Source organism: Gordonia neofelifaecis NRRL B-59395 (genome assembly GCF_000192435.1).
Taxonomy (GTDB): domain Bacteria; phylum Actinomycetota; class Actinomycetes; order Mycobacteriales; family Mycobacteriaceae; genus Gordonia; species Gordonia neofelifaecis.
This window is the reverse complement of sequence record NZ_AEUD01000001.1, coordinates 418,697-443,876: the sequence shown is the minus strand read 5'-3', so window position 1 is coordinate 443,876 and position 25,180 is coordinate 418,697. Positions and strand designations below refer to the sequence as shown.

At 67.3% G+C, this 25,180-nt stretch carries 27 protein-coding genes and 1 tRNA gene; 7 read left to right on the top strand and 21 right to left on the bottom strand.

Going from position 1 to position 25,180, the window contains the following annotated elements:
- Nucleotides 1–15 precede the first annotated feature (15 nt).
- From SCNU_RS20520 to SCNU_RS02175, 4 genes are all read right to left on the bottom strand, one after another.
- Nucleotides 16–189, bottom strand: a complete 174-nt coding sequence (locus SCNU_RS20520; RefSeq protein WP_009677713.1) for a hypothetical protein — start codon at nt 187–189, stop codon at nt 16–18.
- A complete protein-coding gene (locus SCNU_RS02185) occupies nt 186–1,127 on the bottom strand; it encodes a DNA adenine methylase (RefSeq protein ID WP_009677712.1) in 942 nt (313 codons plus the stop codon). The genes SCNU_RS20520 and SCNU_RS02185 overlap by 4 nt, the downstream gene beginning before the upstream one ends.
- The gene (locus SCNU_RS02180; RefSeq protein ID WP_009677711.1) at nt 1,124–1,696 is read right to left on the bottom strand and encodes a recombinase family protein; all 573 of its coding nucleotides are present in this window, start codon (nt 1,694–1,696) and stop codon (nt 1,124–1,126) included. Before SCNU_RS02180 ends, SCNU_RS02185 begins: the two co-directional genes overlap by 4 nt.
- Before the next feature lie 138 nt (nt 1,697–1,834).
- Nucleotides 1,835–2,101 carry a hypothetical protein gene (locus tag SCNU_RS02175; protein ID WP_009677710.1) on the bottom strand — a complete coding sequence of 89 codons (267 nt, stop codon included), beginning with the start codon at nt 2,099–2,101 and terminating at the stop codon, nt 1,835–1,837.
- Nucleotides 2,102–2,220: 119 nt separating this feature from the next.
- Here SCNU_RS02175 and SCNU_RS02170 point away from each other — a divergent pair, with 119 nt between their 5' ends.
- Nucleotides 2,221–3,273 carry a DNA cytosine methyltransferase gene (locus SCNU_RS02170; RefSeq protein ID WP_040517452.1) on the top strand — a complete coding sequence of 351 codons (1,053 nt, stop codon included), beginning with the start codon at nt 2,221–2,223 and terminating at the stop codon, nt 3,271–3,273.
- Nucleotide 3,274: 1 nt separating this feature from the next.
- Entirely contained in the window at nt 3,275–4,405 is a 1,131-nt protein-coding gene (locus SCNU_RS02165; protein WP_009677708.1) for a hypothetical protein, read from the top strand.
- A gap of 10 nt (nt 4,406–4,415) precedes the next feature.
- On the opposite strand, the gene SCNU_RS02160 is transcribed toward SCNU_RS02165, so the two are convergent.
- From SCNU_RS02160 to SCNU_RS02120, 9 genes are all read right to left on the bottom strand, one after another.
- A complete protein-coding gene (locus SCNU_RS02160) occupies nt 4,416–4,886 on the bottom strand; it encodes a hypothetical protein (RefSeq protein ID WP_139025708.1) in 471 nt (156 codons plus the stop codon).
- A gap of 14 nt (nt 4,887–4,900) precedes the next feature.
- Complete coding sequence (locus tag SCNU_RS02155) at nt 4,901–5,083, bottom strand: hypothetical protein (protein WP_009677706.1); 183 nt, start codon at nt 5,081–5,083, stop codon at nt 4,901–4,903.
- Between the two features lie 94 nt (nt 5,084–5,177).
- Nucleotides 5,178–5,939: a metallophosphoesterase gene (locus tag SCNU_RS02150; RefSeq protein ID WP_274378022.1), complete on the bottom strand. Its 762-nt coding sequence runs from the start codon at nt 5,937–5,939 to the stop codon at nt 5,178–5,180.
- 21 nt (nt 5,940–5,960) lie between these two features.
- Nucleotides 5,961–6,389, bottom strand: a complete 429-nt coding sequence (locus SCNU_RS02145) for a hypothetical protein (protein WP_009677704.1) — start codon at nt 6,387–6,389, stop codon at nt 5,961–5,963.
- A 24-nt stretch (nt 6,390–6,413) separates the two neighbouring features.
- Nucleotides 6,414–7,667: a mannosyltransferase family protein gene (locus tag SCNU_RS02140; protein ID WP_009677703.1), complete on the bottom strand. Its 1,254-nt coding sequence runs from the start codon at nt 7,665–7,667 to the stop codon at nt 6,414–6,416.
- An 89-nt stretch (nt 7,668–7,756) separates the two neighbouring features.
- Nucleotides 7,757–8,140, bottom strand: coding sequence for a hypothetical protein (locus SCNU_RS02135; protein ID WP_009677702.1), 384 nt, complete (start codon nt 8,138–8,140; stop codon nt 7,757–7,759).
- A gap of 17 nt (nt 8,141–8,157) precedes the next feature.
- Nucleotides 8,158–9,189, bottom strand: coding sequence for a J domain-containing protein (locus SCNU_RS02130; protein WP_009677701.1), 1,032 nt, complete (start codon nt 9,187–9,189; stop codon nt 8,158–8,160).
- A gap of 91 nt (nt 9,190–9,280) precedes the next feature.
- A complete protein-coding gene (locus tag SCNU_RS20715) occupies nt 9,281–9,571 on the bottom strand; it encodes a helix-turn-helix domain-containing protein (protein WP_009677700.1) in 291 nt (96 codons plus the stop codon).
- A 622-nt stretch (nt 9,572–10,193) separates the two neighbouring features.
- Nucleotides 10,194–11,393, bottom strand: coding sequence for a tyrosine-type recombinase/integrase (locus tag SCNU_RS02120; RefSeq protein WP_009677699.1), 1,200 nt, complete (start codon nt 11,391–11,393; stop codon nt 10,194–10,196).
- Between the two features lie 351 nt (nt 11,394–11,744).
- On the opposite strand from SCNU_RS02120, the gene SCNU_RS02115 reads away from it, so the two are divergent.
- Nucleotides 11,745–13,313 (top strand): class I adenylate-forming enzyme family protein, encoded by a 1,569-nt coding sequence (locus tag SCNU_RS02115; RefSeq protein WP_009677698.1) that lies wholly within the window; start codon nt 11,745–11,747, stop codon nt 13,311–13,313.
- Nucleotides 13,314–13,385: 72 nt separating this feature from the next.
- Here SCNU_RS02115 and SCNU_RS02110 read toward each other — a convergent pair whose 3' ends face one another.
- Nucleotides 13,386–13,973, bottom strand: a complete 588-nt coding sequence (locus tag SCNU_RS02110; protein WP_009677697.1) for an HdeD family acid-resistance protein — start codon at nt 13,971–13,973, stop codon at nt 13,386–13,388.
- 437 nt (nt 13,974–14,410) lie between these two features.
- On the opposite strand from SCNU_RS02110, the gene SCNU_RS02105 reads away from it, so the two are divergent.
- On the top strand, nt 14,411–14,905 hold the full coding sequence (locus tag SCNU_RS02105) for an FBP domain-containing protein (protein ID WP_009677696.1): 495 nt from the start codon (nt 14,411–14,413) through the stop codon (nt 14,903–14,905).
- 20 nt (nt 14,906–14,925) lie between these two features.
- Here SCNU_RS02105 and SCNU_RS02100 read toward each other — a convergent pair whose 3' ends face one another.
- A complete protein-coding gene (locus SCNU_RS02100; protein WP_009677695.1) occupies nt 14,926–16,542 on the bottom strand; it encodes a class I adenylate-forming enzyme family protein in 1,617 nt (538 codons plus the stop codon).
- A 47-nt stretch (nt 16,543–16,589) separates the two neighbouring features.
- Nucleotides 16,590–17,729 carry an NAD(P)-binding domain-containing protein gene (locus SCNU_RS02095; RefSeq protein WP_175284055.1) on the bottom strand — a complete coding sequence of 380 codons (1,140 nt, stop codon included), beginning with the start codon at nt 17,727–17,729 and terminating at the stop codon, nt 16,590–16,592.
- A 97-nt stretch (nt 17,730–17,826) separates the two neighbouring features.
- On the opposite strand from SCNU_RS02095, the gene SCNU_RS02090 reads away from it, so the two are divergent.
- Nucleotides 17,827–18,438: a TetR/AcrR family transcriptional regulator gene (locus SCNU_RS02090; protein WP_009677693.1), complete on the top strand. Its 612-nt coding sequence runs from the start codon at nt 17,827–17,829 to the stop codon at nt 18,436–18,438.
- Complete coding sequence (locus SCNU_RS02085; RefSeq protein ID WP_009677692.1) at nt 18,435–20,084, top strand: MDR family MFS transporter; 1,650 nt, start codon at nt 18,435–18,437, stop codon at nt 20,082–20,084. Before SCNU_RS02090 ends, SCNU_RS02085 begins: the two co-directional genes overlap by 4 nt.
- 70 nt (nt 20,085–20,154) lie before the next feature.
- Here SCNU_RS02085 and SCNU_RS02080 read toward each other — a convergent pair whose 3' ends face one another.
- The 4 genes from SCNU_RS02080 to SCNU_RS02065 form a co-directional block, all read right to left on the bottom strand.
- Nucleotides 20,155–21,525, bottom strand: coding sequence for an ABC transporter permease (locus SCNU_RS02080; RefSeq protein WP_009677691.1), 1,371 nt, complete (start codon nt 21,523–21,525; stop codon nt 20,155–20,157).
- The gene (locus SCNU_RS02075; RefSeq protein ID WP_009677690.1) at nt 21,522–22,286 is read right to left on the bottom strand and encodes an ABC transporter ATP-binding protein; all 765 of its coding nucleotides are present in this window, start codon (nt 22,284–22,286) and stop codon (nt 21,522–21,524) included. The genes SCNU_RS02080 and SCNU_RS02075 overlap by 4 nt, the downstream gene beginning before the upstream one ends.
- A gap of 107 nt (nt 22,287–22,393) precedes the next feature.
- Complete coding sequence (locus SCNU_RS02070) at nt 22,394–23,035, bottom strand: response regulator transcription factor (RefSeq protein ID WP_009677689.1); 642 nt, start codon at nt 23,033–23,035, stop codon at nt 22,394–22,396.
- Nucleotides 23,032–24,228 carry a sensor histidine kinase gene (locus tag SCNU_RS02065; protein WP_009677688.1) on the bottom strand — a complete coding sequence of 399 codons (1,197 nt, stop codon included), beginning with the start codon at nt 24,226–24,228 and terminating at the stop codon, nt 23,032–23,034. Before SCNU_RS02065 ends, SCNU_RS02070 begins: the two co-directional genes overlap by 4 nt.
- Nucleotides 24,229–24,406: 178 nt before the next feature.
- Between SCNU_RS02065 and SCNU_RS02060 the strand changes: the two genes are divergently transcribed.
- Nucleotides 24,407–25,057 carry a hypothetical protein gene (locus SCNU_RS02060; protein ID WP_009677687.1) on the top strand — a complete coding sequence of 217 codons (651 nt, stop codon included), beginning with the start codon at nt 24,407–24,409 and terminating at the stop codon, nt 25,055–25,057.
- A 19-nt stretch (nt 25,058–25,076) separates the two neighbouring features.
- Here the strand turns inward: SCNU_RS02060 and SCNU_RS02055 are convergent.
- Nucleotides 25,077–25,150, bottom strand: a tRNA-Ile gene (locus SCNU_RS02055).
- Nucleotides 25,151–25,180: the final 30 nt, after the last annotated feature.

The following is a 25,180-nucleotide window of genomic DNA, read 5'->3' as shown; positions in this document are numbered from 1 at the left end:
GCTTCGCCGGCGTGGTTAGCTATCGTCGGTGAGCCGATCGATCAAGGCGTCGAGCCGCTCAGCGACCTCCGGCGGCATGGGCGCGGGCTCGGCCACAGCTTCCTCGGCTTGAGCGAGGGCGTTGATCGCATTGCCGATGTGCTCGGTGGCCAGGAACTCGGCGTCGGGGTCGTCGATGTCGTCGGTCATGACCTCGCCCCCATCACACGTCGGTAGCGCGCCGCGTCGCGGCATGAGCGCGAGCAGAACGTCCGCCGTCGACCGCGGGCCGGTTGCTTTACGATCGCTGTGCACTGGGGACATCGGTGTGCGGGAATTACGACGGAATCGATGGTGCTTTCCGTCGTAATGCGATTGCTCCAGACGACCTCCGTCCGCGGCTGACCACTACCGCCTTGCGTGGTCGTGGTGGTGATCTCATGCCGGTACCACCCGGCGTCGGAGAGCCTTTGATCCCACTGCCCGCCGGCGTAGCCGGAGACCACGACGGCCGAGGTGGCCGCGAGGGCGGCGTCGATGAGCTGCTTGTGATCGTCGCCAGACATGTCGACGGCGTACGACGCGGCACGGGGCGTGTCGTAGGGCGGGTCGATGTACAACAGATTGCTGCGGTGGCGCCCGTAGGCTTCGACCATCTCGACGGCCGGGCGGCATTCGAGTGAGACGGCTGCGAGTCGAGCGGCCGCCGGCGCGATCCGACCCGCATAGCGCGCTAAGCGCACCGGCATCGCGGTGGTCTTCTCCCCGGTGTCGTGACGCCAGCCGGTCTTCGTCTGACTGCCCATCCGCCCCTGGGTCAGCGCCACGAAAACGCGACGGGCGATCTCAAGTTCGTCAAGGTCGTCGGCGATGGACCACGCCAGTTCGCGCTCGGCACGGGAGTGCGGGGTGAGGGAACAGGCTCGTTCGAGGTCTTCTGGGCGATCACGGACCATGCGCCAGAACGTCATCAGGGACTTGTTCAAGTCGTTGACGGTCTCCTGGGCGCTGGGCGGTTTGGCCAGCAGCACGGCGAGGGAACCCCCGCACACCTCGACATAGTGCCGGTGCGGCGGGAAGAGTTCGACGATCTGTTCGGCCAGACGGGATTTGCCGCCGAAGTAGGTGATGGGACTGGGGATGCTCATCGGACACCTGCTCGCTGGACGGCACGGTACACCGTGGCTCGGCTGACACCGAAGTCGCCAGCCAACTCGCCGACGGAGTGCCCGCCGGCCTTGAACAGCTCGACGAGTCGCTTCTCCTGGTTCGGCGGGAGCTTGGGCTTCTTGCCCTGCAACCGTCCGCGAGCTTTGGCCACGGCCATGCCCTCTCGGGTGCGCTGCCTGATCAGATCGGCCTCGAACTCGGCGAAGGTCGCCATGATGTTGAACATCATCTTGCCCATCGCGTCGTTCGGGTCGTAGGCGCTGCGTCCGATCTGCAGGACCGCGCCGCTGGCGACGAGCTGGTCGGCGATGTCCTTGGCGTCACGGATCGACCGGGCGAGCCGGTCGAGCTTGGTCACGACGAACTCCGCGCCGGGGTGACTCGCGGCGGCCAGTGCCTGCGCGAGACCAGGGCGCTGTCGGTTGGTGCCGGTGAAGCCGGGGTCGGTGTAGATGTTCTTCTCCTCGACGCCGAGCGCCTGGAGTTCGGTGATCTGGGCGGTGAGGTCCTGACGGTCGGTGCTCACCCGCGCGTAGCCGATCTTCATGAGTCCATTGTACGTTAGCGGGACCGCTTATGCGACAAAGTGCCGCACGGGTCTTACGAGACAGTCCGGCCTGCGTTTACGCCGGCTGGACTGGTGTCGTTCGGGTGTACGGTCAACGACCGGCTTGCGGACAGTCGATCAGCACGCCTGCACGCCCACTCCGACCAGGGACTCGAAGCCGATCGGTGCGGCGATCACGCGGACGATGGCAACGGACTCAGAACCTCGCCGACCTCGAACCCACCGAGAGAGTTCCGCGCGCGCCCACACCGACAGATGGTGGTCATCGGACCGCTCTTCCGGAGATGGTGCGGCCAGTGCGATCTGCAGTCGACGGGCGGTGAACCGCCCCATGGACGGTCGGTGATGTTCGACCACAACGTCGAGATGAATCAGTTCAGGCATGGTGGACTCCCTCATGGTTGGTGTTGGATGTGATGCCTGGTGCTGAGGCGTGGGATCGTGGCGCGCAGATATATCGAACGTGCGTACGATCCTCGACCTAGTTGGTTAAGATCTCCCTCGTGGCTGAAACTTTCATCGATCTGTTCGCGGGGGCTGGGGGGCTCTCGTGGGGACTGCAGCAATCCGGCATGGAGTGCCTACTGGCATCGGACTACTGGGGCGACGCACTGAAGACGTACAGCCACAACATGCCCGACCACCCGACGATCGAGTGCGATGTGCGCAAGCTGACGATGCCGAAGCTCGCGCAGCTGCTGCCAGAGAAGCCGGACTGGGTCGTCGGCGGGCCTCCCTGCCAGGGCTACAGCACTGTCGGCAAACGAAACCGTGAGGACCCGAGGAATGTGCTGTTCTTACAGTTCCGGCGGATCGTCAAAGGGTTGAGGCCTAAGGGGTTCATGATCGAGAACGTCCTCGGTCTGAAGGACATGAGCTATGAACAGGAGGTGGCCGAGTCATTCAAGGATCTCGGCTACCGCGTCCGATTCATGGTGCTCACCTCGGCCGAGCACGGTGTGCCGCAGTTGCGCCGCCGCGTCGTGTTCGTCGGACACCGGGACCGTGGGCTCTTCCAGGGCCCGCCGATCACGCACGACGACGAGACGTACGTCAGCGTTGCCGACGCGATCTTCGATCTGCCCGAGCTGAGCGCGGGCGAAGCCGCCACTGAGTACACGAAGCCGCCGTCGACGCCGTACCAGAAGTTGATGCACCTACCCGGTGACGTACTTCAAGGCCACAGCGTGTCGAACCACCCCGAGCACCTCGTGAAGGCGATCTCGTACATCCCGGACGGCGGGAACCGGACGGCGATCCCTCCGAAGCTGCAGCCCCGCGCAGGTTTTCACAACTCCTACAGCCGACTGGCCTCGTGGCGGCCGGCCGTCGCGATCACGCAGAACCTGGGCAAGCCCTCGGGTACCCGCTGCATCCACCCGACCCAGGACCGCGGCCTCACAACACGAGAGGGCGCAAGGCTCCAGTCCTTCCCTGACCGGTTCCAGTTCCTCGGCGGCGTCACCAGCCAGCGACTGCAGGTCGGCAATGCTGTTCCTCCGCTGCTGGCCCAGGCTGTCGGCGAAGCCCTCCAGGACGGGAATCGGTGGTTCTGAGATGGCAACCCGTGGCGGTGATCAGCCGCTGAGCAACTTCGCAGAGCAGATCGGGTTCCCGGCAGGCTTCCTCGATCGGGAGCTGCCTGGCGGATCAGTGTCGCCGGAGTTGGCTGCGGCGATCGAGTGGTTGGAGACCGATCGGCCGCGGAACCAGAACCACTGGTCAGCGCTGTGCCTGGCATTGATCGTGCAAGCCGAGGAACTGCTGGACCTCGCCGGCGTCGACGACCTCCCTGACGTGTTCGTCTCGCACCCTCCCCAGTCGGCCAAGCCCGGCGAACGGTCGGTGAACACGTTGAACTTCACGATGTCCGACGGCGAGGTCGTCACTCTTCGACCTCGGTACAACGTCGCGCTTGCGATCATCCGCAATGAGATGCTGCGAGAGCACCCGATCAACCAGGGGCATGCGACTCAGTCGTGGCCGGGATACCGCTCGTGGATCGAGCAGATGTACCGACTCGCTCCCGGGGAGCGTGCTCGTCTCGCCGAGCACGTCTGGACCGAGGGTGTGCTTCCTCGACCTGAGATGAAGCTGGCTGAGGTTCGCGACCGAGTCGTTCGGCCGTTCGAGGCGGTCTTGGCAGAGATGCCGACCACGGTAAAGAAGGTCCGCGGCGGGGCGCTGTTGCAAGGTATCGCGTACGGCTATCTGCGGGCGGACTCACCGAACCTGATCCTGGAATCTGCAAGCGTCAACACAGGTTCGTCCAGGCAGGGACGACTGGGCGATGTCGACGGGTTCCGCGGAAGTGAACCCGAGCTGGCAGCCGAGGTCAAGGACATGCTGCTTGACATGGACAACGTCGAAGGGCAGCTCACCGACTTCTTCGAGGACATTGCGGCGGCCCCCAATGCGACCGCGGTCGTCGTCTGTCGAGATGTGACCGACGAGGCGCGCGATCTCATCCAGGCTCGGAACATCATCGTCCTGACCATCCAGGATCTGGCCTGGGCGGTCCGAGTGTGGGACCTACCGAAGCAGCAGGAGGCCCTTCTCGGCGTCGACTACTACCTCGGGCGGATCCAGCGAACGCAGGATGGCCAGGACTACTTCCGCAACTGGATGTCCGATCACGGTCTCGATGCAGGGTTCGGGTATGTCGAGGAGCCGGAGGACGAGGCGTAGCCTTGCCTGGTCAGTCGCCGCAGCGCAAGAAGGTCCACCCCAGCTCGTAGAGGTGATAGAGGCCATCGGCGTCGGGATGCACGTCGTAGTTGTCGTCGAGGTCCTCGGCGAACACAGTGAACACGCCGTTGTCTTGGATGCGACCGACGGGGGCGCCGTCGGCCGCGAGGTCGCCGATGAGGTTCCGCAGGGTCTGGACAGTGACGACCGGCGTAGCCCAGCCGTTCCACGGCTCCTCGAAGCGCTCGGCGTGCCAACGCAGACCTGCGTGGTACCAGCCGTCGAGTGTGAAGTCGCCGGCTGGAGTGGCGCTGAGGCTGTCCGCGGAGTCGGTGCGGCGCATCTGCACAGCCAGGTCGCGCAGGACGGCGTTGTCGTGATCGTCGACGAGGGCGCGCTGGTCGTCAGCGGACAGTGTCGGCCAGGCGCGGCGCAGCACGTCGGAAGCCCAGTCGGGCACTGGCAGTGATCGGTCAGGCATCTGTGGTCCTTCGGTCAGTGGTCAGGGAGGTTTCCGAACCAGCCGGCGGCGAGGCGATACGCGGTGAATCGATGCTCAGGATCGGCATCTTCGCGGTGAATGCGCAAGGTCCGGCCACTCGGTTCGGTGACGAGCACGAGATCAGCGTTCTCGGGGTCGGGCGTCACGGTGTAGGTCGTGCTTGGTGCGTCGTTCATGTCGTCTCCTCACGTTGGGGATCACGGTATCGGTCGATGGGTGAGCACGACCACCCGTCAGCCATCGACCGGCGGGTGGTCTTCTGGGTAGGTGTCAGATGAAGTCGGTCGTGCCAGCGACGCCGTCGTGCCGCATCACGTTGAGTTGGCCAGTCGACTCCACGCTGCCGTCCAGATAGATGTGCCCGTCGTCGACGAACGGGTCCCAGCACCGCATCCGACCCTCGGCCGCGTGCAGCGGGCCGACGCCGACGTGTCCGGCGACGATGGTCTTGCCGACCGTGTGCGCACCGAGCGACGGCGGGTACTTGTCGGTGAAGACCTCGTCCGGCGTCATCGTCTTCCAGTGCGGACCGGCCTCTTCATCGACACCCGCGTGGACGCACACGTGGGTGTCCGTCTCGTAGTACAGCGGCCGGCGTCGCAACCAGGCGATCAAGTCGCGGTGACGTGAGGTGACTTCCTTCTTCACCGCGGCGTTCACTTCGCCGGCGAGGCCGGCGTCGATGCCGCCACGACCGATGGCGTCGGTCAGCTCGGCGACCAGGTCGCCGATGACCTCGGGTGGCAGGAATGAACGGGTGGTCGTGAAGCCCGCGTCCGCGAGGAGCCAGGTGGGATCGGTGTCGTCGGCGTCGATCCAGTCGAGGAACCACTGTTCGTGGTTCCCGCGCAAAGCGATGATCTGGCCGGGTTGAGCCTGGTCGAGCTCCTTGACCAGAGTCAGCACACCCAGGCTGTCGGGTCCTCTGTCGATGTAGTCACCGAGGAACACCAGGCGAGTGGCCGCGTCGGTCAGGTCGACTTTCGTCAGCGCCTGGCGCAGCTCAGGCAGGCAACCGTGGATGTCGGGGATGGCGTAGACGACGGCGATGTTTCAGTCCTCCCGGGTGTCGGTGGGCTTGGGGCGACGAGGACGCCGCGGCATTTCGGATACCGGTGGTCGGTGGGGGCTCATCGTACGTCGCGGCCGGTGTTCACCGAAGATGTGTGCCAGTCCGTCGGCGACGTCTCGGCCGTAGTTGTCGAAGGTGTCGTAGGTGAGGTCGCGCATGTCGCTTTCGCTGGCCAGCCCGACGATGCGGCCGTCTTCGACGATCACGTGCTCGACGGCGTAGACCTCGACGGCGTACCGGCGAGGCACTTCGTCGTAGACGTAGGTGCGGGCGACGGCGGCCTCTTCGTCGGTCTGTGCGTAGACCTCCAGGGTGACCTCGTCGCCGGGTTTGTAGTGGGCCAGGCCGCGGCCGAACGCTTTCGTCTGGAACTCGATTCCGTTGAGCTCGATGCTGTCGTACATGCCCATGCCGGGCTCCTCTCAGTAGTTGTCTCAGATCCCGTACTTGAAGTCGACCAGCATGGTCGTCGACACCCAGAACCCGGCGGCGCACCATCCGACGGCGGCGATGAGAAGAACCGCCGACGATGCCCATCGGCGCCAGCCGCGTGCGCTCGCGGCGGCGTGCACCGCTCGGACCGCGAACGGTAGGACCAGCAGCGCCGTCGCCATCAGCAGAAGACGCGGGCGACTGTGCATCACGCCGTCGGAGCCGAGGACGATGCCGACCAGTACGCCGCCGGTCTTCCACATCTGCCAGGGCAGCCAGCCGCGGATGAGCGGCCACAGCGACACCAGGACGAGTGCGGCGACGGCGACCATCGCCCACGAGCTGATCGTGTAGCCGGTGGATACGGGGTCGCCGAATCCCTCGACGAGGGTGTCGCGCAGCCAGGTGAGCGTAGCCCGGCCGCCGTCGAACGCCGAGTTCCATCCCCTGTCCTGGACGGCGAAGTAGCCACCGACATCGACGGTCCGGATACTCGCCCACGTCAGGTAGGCGGCGAGGCCGGCACCGCTGATCATAGGCGCGACCGCTGCGCGCCACGGGAACCGGCGGTCGTCCTCGTGGCGTCGGCGGTACCAGCTGATCAGTTCGATCAGCGCGGCCACCGCGAGGGTCGCGACCAGCGCCGCGCCGGTCAGCCGGGTGACGCCGGCCAGCAGCACGAGCACTCCCGCGGTCAGGAAACGGCGGCGGATCATGGCGACCAACGACCACGTCGCCAGCGCGGTGAACAGCGACTCGCTGTACGGCATCCAGTAGATGACGCTCATCGGCGCACCTGAGAACGCGACGGCGGCCGCCATCGGCACGGCGATCAGGGTCGCAAGCGTGATCGGCAGTCCCAAGCGTGTCCAGATGTCGAGGGCGAGGACTGCCAGGCCTGCCGAGGCGGCGAGCGAGGTGAGCACGGACGCGCCGATGGCCGTGACCAGCGTCGCGTCGGGCGCACCGAAAATCGCCAGCGGCGCGCCGACGGCACGGACGAGCACCGGGTATCCCGGAAAGAAGGCGACCGATTGGTCGATCGGCGGTCCAAAGTATCCGTGGTCGGCGATGTTCATCATCCACTGCGCGTCCCACTTCGTGAGCACGTCACGCAGCGGTGTGCCATGGTCGGTAGCTCGGACGTCGATGGTGATCAACAGCGCGAGTTGCAGGAGCATCGTCGTGGCCGCGGCGACCAGCGCAGCGACGGCGAGCTGGAGTCGATCGAGTGAGGCGGAATGGGTGTCGGACATGGCTTCCCCCAAAGCATTTCGACAGGTAGGGACGACAAAGGCCGCCGCGCCGGGTGGCAGCGGCGGCCTTCGCGGTCAGTTGGCGGCGGTCAGCGGCGCGGCGTAAGCACGCTGTGGCCGATGGGCACGGCGCCCCACATGATCGTCGCGTGGTAGCGGTGATTCCCGGTCCGCTTGTAGACGTGGCGCTGGAAACCGTCCTGGTCGACGTACGCGCCGCGCGGGGTAGCGTGGATGCGCTTGACGTTCTTCATGCCGAAGCCGCCGTAGATGGTCAGCCGACCGTTCGCGACGCGGGCCGGCGCCTTGCCGGACGGGATGACGCCGTAGGCGAAGGCTTCGTACCAGTAGTTGCCGGTCGCGATGCCGCCCGGTGCGGCCTGAGCCTGGGCTGGGACCGCGGCGACGAGGCCGCCGGTGGCGATGGCCGCGGCGGTGGCCACGGTGGCGATGCGGGTCTTGAAGTTGGTCATGGTGTGTCTCCTATCTGTCAGCCGAGCGGCGTGCATTTGCGGGGATCGGTCGGCGCCTCGCCCCGAAAGCGCACGAGCGTGCCCTTGTAGAGCTGTTTGCCGCCGCGCAGGAGCACCCACACCACGTCGTCGTCGAACGCGTCGGGCAGGATCGCGAGCGCGTAGGTCTGCCCTGGTTTGGTGCCGCCGGCCTCGGCCGGGATCTGTACGCCCTGACCCGCGGTGATGTGGTGGTACCCGTGGGTGTCGTCCTTCTCCAGATCGAAGGACTTCGGCCAGTTCGCTGGCCCGGAGCTCATAGTGGGACGCTTAAGGGACTCCCGTAGTGTGCCGTCCGCGGAGAAGACCGCGGCGTGGTCGGTCATATCCCTGTTGAACCAGGCGTCGATAACGACGAAGACACCCTTGTCCTGCAGTTGGCCGAGCTTGCCACCGGTCCCGAGACCGTCGAAATTGGATTCGGCCAAGCCCGTCGCAATCGGCGTCGGTAGGTCAGTCGCCTGTGTGAGGACGACGGCGTAACCGGGGTCGCCCCGTGTCCACGCCGCCTTCTCGACCAAAGAACCCTGGATCTGCTCGCACGAGGCGTCGCCTGCGCCGGTGTTGGCGTCCGGCTTGCTGTTTGAGGCGTCGGGGTTCGACGCGACGTCGGTGGTTCCGCCGCCAGTGCACGAGACCGCGACGATGATGACCACGAGGCCGACCAGCAGGACTCCGGCGACGGTCGCCAGGATTCTGGTCGGTGCCGTCTTGAGCTGCGCGAGGAACCCCGTTGCCGAGCGGGTCGACTGAGCGACAGCTAGTTCGTGCAGCTCCTGGGGTGTCCACGGTTTGGCGTGCGGGTTGTGCAACCGCTGGTCGTAGACGCGCCGTTTTCCGGGATCGGCGAGCACCGCGCGAGCCTGTTCGGCGTACGCACGTTCGGGACCGGGCGGCGACAGAGCGACGCGTTGATTCAGTGCGGGGAGCAGGGCCTCGCTCGTGGCACTCGGATTGAGAGCGAGCGCTTGGTAGTAATCGACCGGCTGGGCAGGGCCGATGGCAGGCATGGCGAATCCCTTTCGGGTATGGGTGGATCACCGAGCGCAAGGCGCATCGGCGGTGATGAGTGCCGTCCTGTGGACGACGGAAAGTCCAGTGCTACTTGCGGTTGACCGTGGCGCGGGCTTCGCGCTGAGCGACGGCGTAGATGTCGGCAGGTGTGGTGCCGAGTGCCTCGGCGAGGTCCCAGACGCGGTCGCTGGAGATCGAGCTCGTGCCGAGTTCCAGGCGGCTGATCGTCGGTCGGCTGACGCCGCTGGCAGCGGCGAGCTCGTCCTGGGTCATGCCGGCGGTGAGGCGTGCCTGTGCGAGCGCTGCACCGAAGGCCCGACGACGCACGTCACGAAGCGCGATCTGTTCGCGCGTGAGATGCGTGGACGGTGCGGGCACCGGTCCAGTGTTTCATGCGGTCGATGGTCATCGGTCTCCCCTGTTCTTCGTGTGGCGACGTTGCGTCACTTGTGATGCATGACTGATCACAAGTGATTCATACAACGGACGGTGACGCAAGCGGAACCGCCTATACGCATGGAAATCCCTGAAAGTGCGTCATTCAGATGCTCGACTCCGATCGACGGCGAGATTGACGCATGTAGACGTCGAGACCCGTCGGTCTAGCGTGCTGCCGAGGTGATCCGCAGCGACGCGACGACGGTCGCGGGCGATGAGCGCTGACGAGGCGAACCGATGCGGCATGCGTTATTCCCTCCGACCTGTGAGCTGCGCACTTCTGGGTGCGAAGCATTTCTACCGAGGGGTGGGGTTTTGCGCCAGCAGCAGACAAAGGGGGCGAAGCGCAAAAAAGGACACCCAGAACATGGGTGTCCTCGTCAGCACATTAGCAGGCAAAATCCTATCATGGGCGTCAAATAGCGTGACATCTCTCACTGCCAGAACTACAATCTCGACGCACTTGTGATGCAGCGTGTCCGAGTCAGCCGAAAGGAATGGCCCGTAGCGCTGGTTGCGCTACGGGCTTCCTGTTGGTGGCCGCTGGGCGGCCACTCGCTGGCTACCGAGCCATGCGCTTAGCGATCTCCTCGTCGCGTTCGGCGGCGGCGTGCTGGTAGCGCATGGCCGCCGAGACGCTGGAGTGACCGCCACGGGCCATCAAGTCGCGGAGCGACGCGCCGGCACGCGCGTACTCGGTCAGGTGGTAGGCCCTCACTGCGTGCAGCACGAGGTCGGGGCGCCCGATCGCCTCGCGGGCACGGTTCCAGTGGTAGGCGAACGAACTGTGCGACAGTTCCTTCCCCGCCTGACCGGTGAACAGCAGCTCGTCGGGTTCCATGTCAGCGACGAATTCGGCAAGAGTCACGGCGTCCCGGCCGAAGACCGCGATCCGGCGCACGCCGGCCTCACTCTTGGTGCTCCCCCGCTGGCGACCGGCGTCAGGTGTGTACGTGATGCCCTCCTCGACGCGGATTCTGACGGAGTCGACCTTCCCCTCGTCGTCATAAGCGACCGTGATGTCACCGGCTCGCAGCGCGACGATCTCGCCGAAGCGCAAACCCGCGTAGGCTGCGATGATGACCAGCGGCTGCAAGGTCGCCGGCATCTCCTCCAGGATGGCGTCGAGCTGGTCGTCCTCGGGCAAGGGTCGTTTGCGGCCGGTCTTGGCGCGGCTGGCGCCACGGATCTGGCAGGGGTTCTCGTCGGCGTACTTGTCAATGACAGCCGTGGCCATGACGTTCTTCAGATGCTCGTACGCGCGAGCCGCCGCGGTGATAGAACCGGTGCCGACCTGCTCGGCGTACCAGGTGCGCACCATGGCGGGCGTGAGCGCCGCGACCGGCGTATTGGCGAAGACGTGGAGCTTGCCGGCTGGCTTGGCGCGGTGGCCAGGACGCTTGGGTTCCGGGGCCTTCCACAGATTCCGGTAGTTGTAGGCAGTCGTCGCGGCGATGGGCTTGCCCTTCTTGTTGGTCCGCGTGGAGATCCAGGTATCGGCGTAGTCGCCGAGCAGCAGGCTCGTCCGGGCCGCCTCAGCCGCTTCACGGGCCGCCACGACGGCAGGCGACTCCCACTGGCCACGGTCGATGAGGTACTCGACGCCGCCGAGCCAGACGTCAGCCTCACCCTCGGTGCCGAACGTGTTCGGAGCCTTGTGCAGCTCCCCGTCGGGGCCCTTGTAGCGGGCGCGCCAGCGGCCGGACGGTAGAGCGTCGACCTGACCGAACCGACGACGCTTCTTCTTGGTGGTTTGTGCCACAGATACCTCCCGAGGGGTCGTGGGGTCTGCGTGGGGTTCGTGGTGTCGAACCTTGACGATTCTTGTCAACTCTTGTCGCGCAGATACCCGTAATTACCTGCGATGATACCTTCAACAAGGGGGTTCGTGAACGATTCGAGTCCAATTGGGGGAGCATCAGAAACCGCCTCCGCACGGAGGCGGTTTCTTGCATTTCCGGCTCGCACTACCAACGCGTATCCGACGACATCTCGGCGGAATCGGCCGATTCCGCCCGAAAATGTGGTGGCGGTGCGAGCGATCCGAGCCACGCGGGCCGTGCCCGGTCCTATGGTGACCTCACCACTGCCCTTCGTGAGCTGAGGAATCACCGTGTCGAATTCGCTCGTCGCCGCCGTCGCGGACCGCACCCTCGGTCAGGTCTTGGCCGACCGCGCCCGCCTCACACCGGACGCACCGTTCATCCATTTCGGGCCGGAGACCGTCACCTATGCCGACATGCAGAACCGTGCGTCCCGGCTCTCCGCGGGCCTGAGTGCGGCAGGCATCGGCCGGGGTGATCGGGTCGCGATCGCCGCTTCCAACAGCCCCGAATGGTTGGTGGCGTACTTCGGGGCCGCGCGGATCGGTGCCGTGCTCGTGACACTGAACGTCGTCTACCGCGAGCACGAGTTCACGTACATGCTCGGCCAATCCGGCGCACGGCTGCTGATCTGCGATGAGGAGTCAGGTGGATTCCAGTTCCGCCCGTTCCTGACCGACCTGGCGCCGAGGCTTCCCTCCGTCGAGCGCGTCGTCTTCCTCGGCGCGTCCGGCGCCGACAGCTGGGATGCGTTGATCGACGGCGCCGCACCCGATTCCGACGCAGGCGATCCGGCAGTGACACCCACCGACCCGGCCGTCGTCCTGTACACGTCCGGGACCACCGGCGACCCCAAGGGTGCGACGCTGACCCACGCCAGTCTGCTCGCGTCCGCTGCGATGCAGGCCGAGCGATTCCACCAGACGTCCGACGACGTGCTGCTCGGCGCGCTGCCGTTCAACCATGTCGGCGGACTGACGTGTGCCGCCGGCTCGAGCCTCGTCGCGGGCGGGGCCGTCGCCCTGCTCCCGCGTTTCCACCCCGACCTCGTCGTCGACGCCGTGCGGCGCACCCGACTCAGCATCTTCTGCGGAGTGCCGACCATGTACCGGATGCTGCTGGCAGCGGACGCCTTCGCCCGCTGCGACCTGTCGGCGACGCGACTCTGCGTGATCGGCGGATCCAACCTCGAGCCGGCACTCGCCGAGCAGGTGGTCACCCGCTTCGGCGGGCCGCGACTGGCCAACCTGTACGGCCTGTCGGAGACCTCCGGCGCCTGTGTGATCTCGCCGGACGGCGACACGCTGGAGATCGTCACCACGACCATCGGGACCCCGCTCGACGGCGTCCGCGCCCGGATCGTCGACGACGACCGCATCGAACTGTCGCGCGGCACCGCAGGCGAGTTGGAGATCCGCGGCGCCTGCGTCGCAGCGGGTTACTGGGACAAGCCCGCGGAGACCGCCGCGACCTTCGCAGGCGATGGCTGGCTCGCGACCGGCGATATCGCGACGATGACCGACGACGGCCACATCAGCATCGTCGCCCGGAAGAAGGAGATGTACGTCCGCGGCGGCTACAACGTGTATCCGGCCGAGGTCGAGAACGTGCTCGCGGCGGACCCCGCGGTGGCGATGTCCGCGGTGATCGGCGTCGCCGACCCGACGTACGGCGAGACCGGCTATGCCTTCGTGGTCGCGGCGGCCGGCGTCGAGGTGGACGTACGCGCCCTCATCGAGCGCTGCCGGCGTGAGCTCGCGGAGTACAAGGTCCCGGATGCGGTCGAAGTCGTCGACGCGCTGCCGATGACGCCCGCCGGCAAGATCCGGAAGGTGCTCCTGCGCCCGTCGCGCGACTGACCGCGAGCCGCGCCCGAGAAAGCAGTTCGCCCCCGACCTGACGAGGTCGGGGGCGAACGGCAACAGGGTCGGTCAGACCGCGTTCACTTTCGAACGCAGCGCGAACGCCTCGATGATCTCGACGACGCCGACGACCACGAGCATGATGCCCGCGACGACGGTCAGCGTCGCGACCGAGGAGATCGGCCAGATGATCAGAATGCCGCCGGCCACCACGGTGACGATGGCCAGGAAGATGCCCCAACCGCGACCGGGCAGCCCGCTCGCCGAGTCCATGAACACCGACAGTTCGGCGACACCGCGGAAGATCCAGCTGATGCCGACCCAGATCGCCAGCAGAATGACGGCGGACTCGATGTTCCGGAAGGCGACGAACGCCAGCAGAATGGACAGGGCGCCGGTCACGAAGGACAGCACTCGCCACCAGCCGTGCGATTCCCGGACGCCGAAGGTCGCCGCGATCTGGAAGATGCCCGAGATCAGCAGGTAGATGCCGAACAGGATGGAGACCACCAGCAGCGTGGCGCCCGGCCAGATCAGAACGATGATGCCGAGAATCGCCGACGCGATGCCGATTCCCAGGAGACTCTGCCACGTGCGGCTCGCGAGTTCTTTGACCGCGTCGCGCGCCGCCTCGTCGAGAGGATCATTGATAACCACTGTGCTCTTCGACCTTTCCATGTCGAGTTGACGATCGAACCAAGACACCGATCGGCAGGCGAACCCTGTCCGGAATGATCGGAGCAGGAAGATCGTAACGCGGCGATCCACCGTCGTCCCGCTTGCGCCGCCGACCCGAGACCACATCGTCATCGTCGAGTCACCGTCGCGCACAACGTGACTGCGCTGGCCAGCGGGCCGACCGCAGAATCCGGTCGCCGTCGGTCGCCGGTGTGCGCTACCGTTGAAATCATCATGACCGCTTGCCTGCAGGAGATGTCCGGCGCGTTCCGCGCCGCGAACAGATGACCGCGCCCCGCAGCCGATCCACTCGGATCGGCTGTTTCTCGACGCCGCCGGACGCGGTGAGACGCCACCGTCGCCGCCCTCCTCATCAACCCGCGCACTCCTGCGCATTCGACTGAACGGTCCTTGTCATGAAGCAGTACACCCAGCAGCAGATTCTCGACGCCTTCCGCGGCGCCACCCGCAGCGAAGTCAAGAAGGTCTCCTTCCCCCTCGAGTTCGACGGCGTCGACTTCGACCGCCTCGAGTACTACGGGTGGCGCGACCGGAAGATTCCGCGCCGCGCGTACGTCGTCGTCGAGCACGACGACGAACTCGTCGCCCTGATCCTCAACCGCGCCGAGGCCAAACCGTCCCGTCGGACGATGTGCGCCTGGTGCCGCGATGTGGAGCTGACCGAGGAGGCGGTGATGTACACGGCCCGGCGGACCGGTGCGAACGGCCGACGCGGCGACACGATCGGCACGCTGATCTGCTCGGGATTCAACTGTTCGAAGCACGCCCGCAAACTGCCGCCCGCCTATCACAAGGGCACGGACCTCGACGCCATCCGAGCTGAGCAGGTGGCCGAACTGCGCCGCCGAGTCGGGTCGTTCGTGACCGAAGTGCTCTCGACCGAGGACTGACGTCGGAACGACGACCGCGGTCAGCGGGCGCGGGTTGTGAGGACCTGCGCCCGCACCCACTCCTTGATCTCCCCTTTGGCGAGCTTCGCTCCGGACGAGCGCGGGAGGTCGTCGCGGACGAACAACAGTTCCGGTCGCAGGTCCTTCGACACCCCGAGGCCGTCGAGGAACCCGGTCAGCTCGGGCAGGTCGAGGGAGCGTCCGCGGCGGAGTGTCACCACCGCGCAGACGCGTTCGCCGAACACCTCGTCCGGCGCGGGCACGACTGCGCAGAGATCGACCGCCGGATGCTCGGCGACCATCGCCTCCACCTGCGGCGCCGAGAGGTTCTTCCCGCCGCGGATGATGAAGTCCGACGTCCGCCCCACCACGCTGAGGTAACCGTCCGTGTCGACCTCGACGATGTCGCCCATCAGCATCCAGCCATCGTCGGTGTAGAGCTCGGAGTTCGCGGCCGGATCGTCGTAGTAGCCACCGCACAGCAGTGGACCGCGCGCCGACGGTCGGCCCATACCGCCCAGAATCGGCGTCGGGTGGCCGTCGGTGTCCGTCAGACGCACGTTCATCGACTCGATCAGTCGGCCCGCGGTGCGTAGTCGGCGCTCCTGCGGGTCGTCGAGCGTGGTGCAGCTCAGTGCGCCGGTCTCGTTCGACCCGTAGAACTGAAGCACAGCGGCACCGGTGCGGGTCTCGAACTCGGCGGCGCTGCGATACGGCACCGCCTCGCCGCCGGTGAACATCACGCGCAGCGACGAGAGGTCCGCGGTCTCTGCGCTCGCACTGTTCAGCAGCATCTTGAACTGAGTGCTGACGCAGCAGAGGACCGTGACGCGGTGACGTTCGATCAGCTCGACCATCTGATCGGTGCTGTACCGCGGCAACACGACCACCGGCACGCCGAGCATCACTGGCGCGTAATGCGAGGTCCAGAGGCCGAATCCGAACGGCGTCGGGACGGCCGCCAGCACCACATCCGATGCATCGAGCTGACCGGCCCCCTCCGCGAGTCTGCTGAACGCCAACCAGCGGTTGTCGAACTGGGTCACGCATTTCGGCAGGCCGGTGGTCCCGGAAGTCGAGTTGATGATCGACAGGTCGTCGGGCCCGACGCCGGCACCGGCCAGAGCGGATTCCGGAGCGCGGGGCGGGTCGATTCGCCTGAGCTCCCCCGAAGCAGTCTGCTCAACGCGCGCCACTCCGGACTCATCGAGCAGGATCCGGTAGTCGAGGCTCGGATCGACGCCGCCGTCCCCCACCCCGTCCGCGGTGATCAGCACGCGGGCGCCGGTTCGCGTCACGAGATGATCGGTCTCCCGTCGACCGGCTCGGTGTCCGATGCCCACCGCGACCAGTCCCGCTCGAGCCGTTGCGATCAGCGCCGCATGGATCTCCGGCCCGTCGGGCAATTGCACCGCCACACGATCGCCCGCCGCCAGCCCGAGGCCGAGCAGTGTGAGCGCGATGTCGTCGGCGCGGCGGTCGTACTCGCGCCAGGTGACGGTCCGGTCGGGTGTCATGATCGCCGAGGCATCCGGGCGCGACCGCGCGTGCGCGCGCACCATCTCGTGCAGCGGCGTGTCGGTCCACCAGCCGTCCCGTTGGTATCTCAGACGGTCGACGGTCCGCACAGTCTCCATGCCTAGACCCTCGCAGGCATCGGCGGCGAGCGGAAGTACTCGGCCGCTCAGCGGGAACCGGCCGCCGCGGTGCGCGACAGTTCGGGAATCGCTGTGGCCCGCACCGCCGCCCGCGCGGCCCGACGACCCGCTCGGGTAGCTCCCAGGGTCGACGCGCTGCGGCCGTACCCGACGAGGAACAGGCCCGGAACCCTCCGAACGCTGACGTCGTCGTCGGCCATGAGGACGCCGCCGGTCGACTCTCGGATGCCGAGCGGCGCGAAATGGCCGAGCGAGGCACGAAATCCCGTCGCCCAGATGATGACGTCGACGGGTTCGGTTGTGCCGTCGGCGAACTCGACGCGGTCGTCCGAGAGTCTGGCGATCGGCCCGCGCGAGGTCAACACGCCCTTGGCGATCGCGGGTTCGAATCGCGGGGTGCGCGGCAGTCCGGTGGCCGCCACGACCCTCAGCGGCCGCAGGCCGGCCCGAGTCCGGGCCGCGACGCTGTTCTCCACGGCCAGCCCCCAGTCGGTGTCGAACGGGGTGTCGCGCCATCGCGGCGGCGTGCGCGTGGACCAGATCGGCTGTGCACCCGCCTCATCGAGCAGGACCACGAACTCGACGGCCGAGATGCCGCCCCCGACGACCAGCACGCGCTGCCCGGCGAAGTCGCCCGGCTCCGGAAAGTCACGCGTGGTCAGTTGCCTGCCCGCGAAGCGCCCGGGGTACCAGGGCACGTACGGTCGATCCCAGGTCCCGGTTCCGCTGATCACGGCCGACGTGCGATACGTCCGCGTCGATCCGCTCGGATGCTGCGCGTGCACCAGGAACCGCCACTGCGGGTCGTCGAGCGGTTCGACGGCCGTCACGCGCCATGGCCGTGCGACCCGGAGATCCCGCTCGGCCTCGTAGCCGCCGTAGTAGCGCTTGATCACCTCGCGTGCGGGCTCGTCGGGGTCGGCGCCGGTCAGGCGCGCGCCCGGGAGGTCGTAGACACCGTTCACCAGACTGAAGGTGAGCGCGTCCCATCGGTGGCTCCACGCTCCGCCCGGCGTGGGGTTCGCGTCGAGAATCTCGAAGTCGACACCGGCCCGAAGCCCGTCATGTTGCAGGAAGTACGCCGCCGACAGACCCGCCTGCCCGGCTCCGATGACGACGACCCGCCGATCGATCAACTCGTCCATCCGCCCTGCACTGTCAGTCATGTCTGAGGCAACCGGTTCCGACCGGGCGATGTTCCACCGGAGTCTCGTCCATCACACTTGCGTGCACGAAACCTTGCACTCGTGCAAGACTGCACTAGTGCAAAACACTGAACCGGGCCTTCGGGAACGCCAGCGCGTTGAGACGCTGCGCGCCCTGCGAACGGCCGCCGTCGACCTGGTCTGCGAGAACGGACTGAGCGACACGACGGTCGCCGAGATCGCAGACCGCGCAGGCGTCTCGCGGCGAACGTTCTTCAACTACTACGCGTGCAAAGAGGACGCGGTCCTCGGCGCCGGCCCGCCGACGATCCCCGAGCGGGCACTCAAGGAGTTCGTCGACGCAGCCCCCGGACCCGACCGGCTCGACCGCGCGGTCAGCCTGGTCATCGCCGTGGCCGCGAGTATCCGGCAGGCCGGTGGTCCGCACTCCGACCACCGCGAACTCGTCCGCAAACACCCCGCACTCATCGAGCGCATGCAACAGCACGGCACCGCCGCGCAGGAATTGCTCACCTCGGTGATCGCCGAACAGATCGGTGAACGCGCCGGCCCGGACGCCGTCGACGACGCCCGAGCGCTCATCATGCTCGCGGGCACCGTCCTGCGCTTCGCCTACCAGAAGGACCCCGACGTCCTCGACAACCCCGACGCCCCCGCTCTCACCGAAGCCGGCGCAGTCTTCCGCCGAACCATCAAGGAACTGTCATGACCACCTCACTCGCCAAGACCCCCGGCGACACGACCGCGGGTACCGACCGCCGCAGCGTGATGCTGCTGTTCATCGGTCTGATGGTCACGATGCTGCTCGCATCGCTGAACCAGACCGTGCTGTCCACCGCGCTCCCGACCATCGTCGGCGAACTCCAGGGCGTCGACCAGATGACCTGGGTCATCACCGCCTACATCCTGGCCAGCACCATCGTGATGCCGGTCTACGGCAAGATCAGCGACCTGCTCGGTCGCAAGCCGGTGCTGCTGGCGGCGATCATGCTGTTCCTCGCCGGATCGGTGGTCGGTGCCCTCGCCGGGAACATCACCTGGCTGATCTTCGCTCGCGTCCTGCAGGGTCTGGGCGGCGGCGGTCTGATGATCCTGTCGCAGGCGGCGATCGCCGACGTCGTGCCCGCCCGTGAGCGCGGTCGCTACATGGGCATCCTCGGCGCCGTGTTCGCCGTCTCCTCCGTCGCCGGTCCGCTGCTCGGCGGCTGGCTCACCGAGGGCCCCGGCTGGCGCTGGGCGTTCTGGCTCAACCTGCCGCTGGGCGCACTCGCCATCGTCGCGACCATCGCCTTCATGAAGCTGCCGAAGGTCCAGCATGAGGTCCGTCCGCGAATGGACTACGCGGGCATGGCCCTCATCGCCGGCGCCACCACCAGCCTGGTGCTGCTGTGCACCTGGGGCGGCCACACCTACGACTGGGTCAGCCCGCAGATCATCGGGCTGGGCATCGCCACCGTCGTGCTCGCCGCGCTGTTCATCGTCGTGGAGCGCCGCGCCGAGAACCCCGTCATCCCGATGAGCCTGTTCGCCGACCGGAACTTCACGCTGACCACCATCGCCAACCTGATGATCGGCGTCGCGATGTTCGGCGCGCTCGGCTACATGCCCACCTACATCCAGATGGTGACCGGCGTCGACGCCACCGAGGCCGGCCTGCTGATGATCCCGATGATGGGTGGTCTGCTCATCACCTCGATCGCCTCCGGCCAGGCTGTCGCACGGACCGGCCGGTACAAGATGTTCCCGATCATCGGGTCCATCGTGATGGGCATCGGTCTGGTCCTGATCGCGTCGATGCACATCACGACGCCCACCTGGGTCATGTGCACCTACCTCGCCGTGTTCGGTATCGGCATCGGCCTGTCGATGCAGATCCTCACGCTGATCGTCCAGAACTCCTTCCCGGTCAGCATGGTCGGCACCGCGACCGCCGCGAACAACTACTTCCGGCAGGTCGGTGCAACCCTCGGCTCGGCGATCGTCGGTTCGATCTTCGCTTCGCGCCTGGCGACGCTGCTCACCGAGAAGCTCGCAGGCAGCGGTGCCGGGGCCGGCGACGCCGCGGGACGCAACGGCCTGACGCCGGCGGCCGTGAACGCGCTGCCCGACGCCCTGCGGATCCCGATCATCGAGTCGTACAACGAGGCGCTGCTGCCGATCTTCCTCTTCTTCGTTCCGCTGGCCGCGATCGCGCTGGTCGTACTGGTGTTCGTGAAGGAGAAGCCGCTCGCCACCAGCGTCGCCCGCGAGGCCGCCGAGGTCCTCACCGAAGAGGAGCTCCTCACCGAGGCCGAGATGATCACCGTCGAGGCCGCGAATACCGCCGAGGCCTCCCCGAGTCGAGCCCCACGGTAGGAGTTCGAATCAGCAGTGTTCGGTGTGACCGCCTGGTGGTCACACCGAACACTGCTGACGCCGAGTCGGCTCACACCACCGCGAGCGCGTCCACCGGCGCGACCGCCACAGCCCGACGGCTCGGCGGCAACGACGACGCGAGCACCAGCGCGACGGTCCCGGCGACGATCGCCGCGAACGCGCCGACCGGGAGGCCGATCGGGAAGCCCGGCGTGATCGCCCCGATCAGCGACTGACTGCCGACCGCCCCGAACACGACCCCGAGCACCAGACCCCCGATCATCGCCGTGCCCGACAGCGCGATCGACTCGAGCGTGATGGTGCTGCGGACCTGCTTGGCCGTGAACCCCATGGCCCGAAGCATGCCGATCTCGCGGGTGCGGCCGATCACGGTGAGTGACATCGTCGACACGAACCCGACCGCCGCGATGATCACCGAGATGAGGATCAGCCCGATCAGCACCCACGTCATCATCGACATCGCGCGCTGGTTCTCCTCGACTTGCTCGGGAGTCAGGTCCCAGCGGTCGATCGAGCTCTGCAGCGACGACATCCCGGCGACGATCGTCGTGATCAGGGTGACGCCGATGAACAGACCGACCGTCGAACGTGTCGTCCGCTCCGGATCGGCGATCGAGTTCTTGCGGGCGAGGACCGCCGCCGGGCTCGCGCCGAGCAGCCGTCCGACACCGCCGACCATCGCGGGCACCAGGATCCTGGCGCCGACCAGCAGACCGACGGCCGTCACCGCGGCACCGAAGAAGGCGGCGACGAATCCGCTCATACTGCCGTCCTCACCGAGGAAGCAGGCCGCCGCGAGCAGGAGCGCACCGACCCCGACCAACACGACCGCCGCACTGTTGCGGAGCCAGTTCATCGAGTTCTTCGGGCCGGTGACGGCTGCACCGGACAGCGTCTTCCGCGATCCGACGAGGGTCGCCAGCACGGCGACGCCGACCACGACTGCCGCTGCGAGCACCGTCGTCGGGGGCAGGTAGCTGTACCGGATATCGGGCAGGACGTCACGCGAGACCATGACCACCCGGGCGACGTCGGCGGCTGCGACACCGACGACGAGACCGATCGCGGCGCCGATCGCCGCCACCTGCGCGACACCCCGGGTGAGGCTCGACCGCAGCTGTTTCGAGCTGGCACCGATCAGCCGCAGCAGCTCCAACTGCTTGCGACGACCCGCGATCACCGTGTCGACGCCGTTGCTGATGACCAGACCGGCCACGAAGAGCGCGATGAGGATGAACACGGTCGACACGATGCCGAGCACGGTGCCGAGGTTGCCGCCTTCGACGTCGCCCGCGCGGCCCAGGAAGTCGCTCGCCGTCAGCACCATCCCGGCGTAGGCCGCCGAGAGTCCGCACACCACCCCGACCGTCGAGAGCTCTCGCAGCGATCCCGCCGTCAGGCGGTGGTCTGACGCCTTCATGCCGCCACCCCCTGCAGGTTGATGAGGAGGTCGGAGATCTGGTGCGGGTCGAGTCCGCAGTACTCCCCGACGATCTGGCCGTCGGCCAAGACCAGGATGCGGTCGGCGTACGAGGCGGCGACCGGATCGTGGGTGACCATCGCGATGCCCTGCCCGTACTCGCGCGCGGCCGTCGTCAGCAACGTGAGGACTTCGCGGCTGGTACGCGTGTCGAGGGCCCCGGTCGGCTCGTCCGCCAGAATCATCGTCGGCTTGCCCGCCAGCGCCCGGACGATCGCGACCCGCTGCTGCTGGCCGCCCGAGAGCTGCGAGGGCAGATGGTCGAGCCGGTCGCGCAGGCCCAGCGAGCCGACGAGATGGGCGATCCACGCCTGCTGCACCGCGTCGGGCTTGTGACCGGCGAGGACGAACGGGAGACGGATGTTCTCCTCGGCGGTCAGCGTCGGGATGAGGTTGAACGACTGGAAGATGAAGCCGATGCTCGTGCGGCGCAGGACGGTCCGGGCGGTGTCGTCGAGTCCGACGATCGGTGTGCCTCCGAGCCAGATCTGACCGGAGGTCGCCTCGTCGAGCCCTGCCATCACGTTCATCAGGGTCGACTTGCCCGACCCCGACGGACCCATGATCGCGGTGAACTCACGGCGGCGGATGTCGACGGACACATCGCGCAGCGCGTGGACGGGGTTCGCGGGATCGCCGTAGACACGGGACACGTGGCGCATCACGACGGCTGGCTCGGTGCTGATCTCGTTTGCGTTCATGGCGTCAACGCTATGGCTGCGACCTGCTCGTTCGCGTCGGCCGCCAGACGCAATTCACCTCATCCCGCAGTCGGTGGCGGCATCATCCTGAAGTAGTACGCCGCCCGTCACACCAGCCCGTGCTCGTACGCGTACACCACCAGTTGCACGCGGTCTCGCAGTGACAGCTTCGCGAGGATCCGGGAGACGTGGGTCTTCACCGTCGCCTCCGACAGGAACTCGGCCGAGGCGATCTCCGCGTTCGAGAGGCCGCTCGCGGCGCGGACCAGAATCTCCCGTTCCCGCGCGGTGAGCGTGTCGTACTCGGGTCCCGGATCGGCGTTCCGGCTGCCGTGCCGCTCGAACAGCTGCCGCGTCGCCGACGCGGCGACCACCTGGCTGCCGTCGGCCACTGCCCGCACGGAGGCGAGCAGGAACTCCGGCTGTGCGTCCTTCAGCACGAATCCGCTCGCGCCGGCCTGAATCGCCCTGGCCGCAGCCTCGTCGACGTCGAAAGTGGTGAGCACCAGCACCTTCGGCGCGGCCGCCCCGAAGTCCGCGATCAGCTGACGCGTCGCGGTGATGCCGTCGATACCCGGCATCCGCACGTCCATCAGGATCACGTCGGGCGACGCGGTCTTCACCAGATCGGCGAGATTCAGCGCCGACGACTCCTGCGCGACCACGTCGACATCCGGCTGACTCTCCAGGATCATCGCGATGCCGCCGCGGAACAGGGGCTGGTCGTCGACGAGGGCGACGCGGATCATGCGGGTCCTTCCGGACGTGCGGGGACGACGAGCTCGACGAGCCACCGACCGTCGACGGCTGCGCTGGTCAGCGTACCGCCGGCGAGCTCGGCCCTCTCGACCATCCCGACGATCCCGTGTCCGGCCCCGCCCGGCGCCAACGGCTTGTCCGACAACGCGTTCGCGACCGTGAGCCGGCATCCGTCGGTCCAGTCCTGCCGCACCTCCACCGGGCGGGCCAGATCGCCGTACTTCAGCGCATTGGTCAGCGATTCGGTGAGGACCGCGAAGGCGACCCGCACGCTGAGCGGCGAGACGGTGTCGGCGTCGCCGATCTCGGTGGTCTGCAAGGTCATTCCCGCAGCCCGCATCCGGGCGTAGAGCTGATCCCGGTCGGTTCGGGTGTGGTCGGCGGTCGACTCGGTGCTGCGCAGTTCCTCGAGCACTCCTCGGACGTCGGCGAGCGCCTGTCGCGCGGTGTCGGCGATGACTCCGAGCGCCTCCTTCGCCGCCTCCGGGCTGGAGTCGAGCGTGAACCGCGCACCCTCGGCCTGCGCCACCACCACCGCGAGGGAGTGCGCGACCACGTCGTGCATGTCGCGCGCCAGACTCGACCGCGCCGCTTGCTCGTCGTAGAGGTCGAGCAGACGCCGTCGTTCCAGCTCGGACATCTGCTCGGCGATCCGCGCCTGCTCCACGCTGTGCCGCTGATAGCGGATGAAGCCGAACGTCCAACTGCCGACCAGCAGGACCGCGATGCCGAGGAAGGTCATCAGGTACGCGAGCAGCGTCGCGCTCTCGTCTGCCGCACCCCAGGCCGACGACCGCGGATACACCCACGCCGCGACCAACGATCCGACCGCGGCGACGACGAACGACCCGCGGCGCACCAGTGCGTTCGGGTGATTGCCGGCCGTGTAGTACAGCACCGAGTACAGCAGGCACGCACCCACGGCGACGTCGTAGGTGACCACCTGCAGCACCGCCGACGCGACCGCGAGCGTCATCATCAGCGACGGCGTCACTCGCCGGCACATCACCGCCAGACCGATCAGCAGGCTGGCGATCTGAACGGTGGTGCTCAGCCCGGACGACACCGCCACCATCAGCACCAGCAGCACGAATCCGACCGCCGCGTCGCCGATCACGGATCGACGCGAGAGGTTCGGGAACGCGAGTGGATCCGCCAACTCTCGCCTGCCGATCATGACCATGCCTCTACGTTGTCACGCCCGACGCCGCGAGGCACCCGCAGCCGTCGGACACCTGGTGCGCCGCAGGCACTGTGACCACGACTGCATTCGGTCCGCGCCACTTCGATTGTGCCAATGAACGTTGTACCGTTCACCTGTGACTTCGCTAGCAGACCGAGGCCGGAAAAGCGTTGCAGGTGTGGCGCAGCAGTCGACGGCCCTCGTCACCCGGGCGACGGACGCCGCCTCCCGTTCGCTGACCATCCCGATCCGGGCGCAGTCTGCTCCGGTCCCCGTCGACGGTGTGGAAGCCGCGAATCGACTCCTACGCCAACTCGGCATCACGACCTTCACCCCGACGGTCGGACTGAGCACGGACCTCACCTTCCCCGTCGCCGTCGGCGGGGCCGTCGCCGGACCGTACACGCCGGGGATCGGCAACCTCACCATCGCCAACGTGAGCGTGAACGCCGTCCGAGGCGGCGAGATCCTGTACGGATTCCTACCGGTCGGCGTGTTCGCCGACTTCGGCGACAAGTCCGGAGTCCACGTCGCGTGGTTCAACGCCACCACGCTGCGCGGCGGTCTCGGCGCTCCCCTCGCCGGACTCACCGACACCGTCATCGACGCCGTCACCCGACGAGTCAAGGCCGCGCCGATTCCACCGACGATGTACGCGGGCACCGTCTCCCGCCTGAAGCGGGCCCTTCGCATCGTCCCGTCGAACGGCGTTCGCGGCGGGCTGGTCGACACCGGCGAAGGCGTCGTGTTCTGCGCCGTCTACGGAACGGTGAAGCGAGGCAAGACCTCATACTTCTTCCTGCCGTCCGTGGGCGTGACGCGGGCGTAGGTACCGGCGGCGCAAATAGTGGGGCGAGCGGGGCTCGAACCCGCGACCAGCTGATTATGAGTCAGCGGCTCTAACCGACTGAGCTATCGCCCCCGAGCCGCGGTCGGCTCGGAGAAAGAGGTT

Bases quoted from the DNA above. Each gene is read 5' to 3' on its own strand.
- SCNU_RS20520 (WP_009677713.1), bottom strand. From the start codon at position 189: ATGACCGACGACATCGACGACCCCGACGCCGAGTTCCTGGCCACCGAG.
- SCNU_RS02185 (WP_009677712.1), bottom strand. From the start codon at position 1,127: ATGAGCATCCCCAGTCCCATCACCTACTTCGGCGGCAAATCCCGTCTG.
- SCNU_RS02180 (WP_009677711.1), bottom strand. From the start codon at position 1,696: ATGAAGATCGGCTACGCGCGGGTGAGCACCGACCGTCAGGACCTCACC.
- SCNU_RS02175 (WP_009677710.1), bottom strand. From the start codon at position 2,101: ATGCCTGAACTGATTCATCTCGACGTTGTGGTCGAACATCACCGACCG.
- SCNU_RS02165 (WP_009677708.1), top strand. From the start codon at position 3,275: ATGGCAACCCGTGGCGGTGATCAGCCGCTGAGCAACTTCGCAGAGCAG.
- SCNU_RS02160 (WP_139025708.1), bottom strand. From the start codon at position 4,886: ATGCCTGACCGATCACTGCCAGTGCCCGACTGGGCTTCCGACGTGCTG.
- SCNU_RS02155 (WP_009677706.1), bottom strand. From the start codon at position 5,083: ATGAACGACGCACCAAGCACGACCTACACCGTGACGCCCGACCCCGAG.
- SCNU_RS02145 (WP_009677704.1), bottom strand. From the start codon at position 6,389: ATGGGCATGTACGACAGCATCGAGCTCAACGGAATCGAGTTCCAGACG.
- SCNU_RS02140 (WP_009677703.1), bottom strand. From the start codon at position 7,667: ATGTCCGACACCCATTCCGCCTCACTCGATCGACTCCAGCTCGCCGTC.
- SCNU_RS02135 (WP_009677702.1), bottom strand. From the start codon at position 8,140: ATGACCAACTTCAAGACCCGCATCGCCACCGTGGCCACCGCCGCGGCC.
- SCNU_RS02130 (WP_009677701.1), bottom strand. From the start codon at position 9,189: ATGCCTGCCATCGGCCCTGCCCAGCCGGTCGATTACTACCAAGCGCTC.
- SCNU_RS02105 (WP_009677696.1), top strand. From the start codon at position 14,411: ATGAAGCAGTACACCCAGCAGCAGATTCTCGACGCCTTCCGCGGCGCC.
- SCNU_RS02100 (WP_009677695.1), bottom strand. From the start codon at position 16,542: ATGGAGACTGTGCGGACCGTCGACCGTCTGAGATACCAACGGGACGGC.
- SCNU_RS02095 (WP_175284055.1), bottom strand. From the start codon at position 17,729: ATGACTGACAGTGCAGGGCGGATGGACGAGTTGATCGATCGGCGGGTC.
- SCNU_RS02085 (WP_009677692.1), top strand. From the start codon at position 18,435: ATGACCACCTCACTCGCCAAGACCCCCGGCGACACGACCGCGGGTACC.
- SCNU_RS02080 (WP_009677691.1), bottom strand. From the start codon at position 21,525: ATGAAGGCGTCAGACCACCGCCTGACGGCGGGATCGCTGCGAGAGCTC.
- SCNU_RS02075 (WP_009677690.1), bottom strand. From the start codon at position 22,286: ATGAACGCAAACGAGATCAGCACCGAGCCAGCCGTCGTGATGCGCCAC.
- SCNU_RS02070 (WP_009677689.1), bottom strand. From the start codon at position 23,035: ATGATCCGCGTCGCCCTCGTCGACGACCAGCCCCTGTTCCGCGGCGGC.
- SCNU_RS02065 (WP_009677688.1), bottom strand. From the start codon at position 24,228: ATGGTCATGATCGGCAGGCGAGAGTTGGCGGATCCACTCGCGTTCCCG.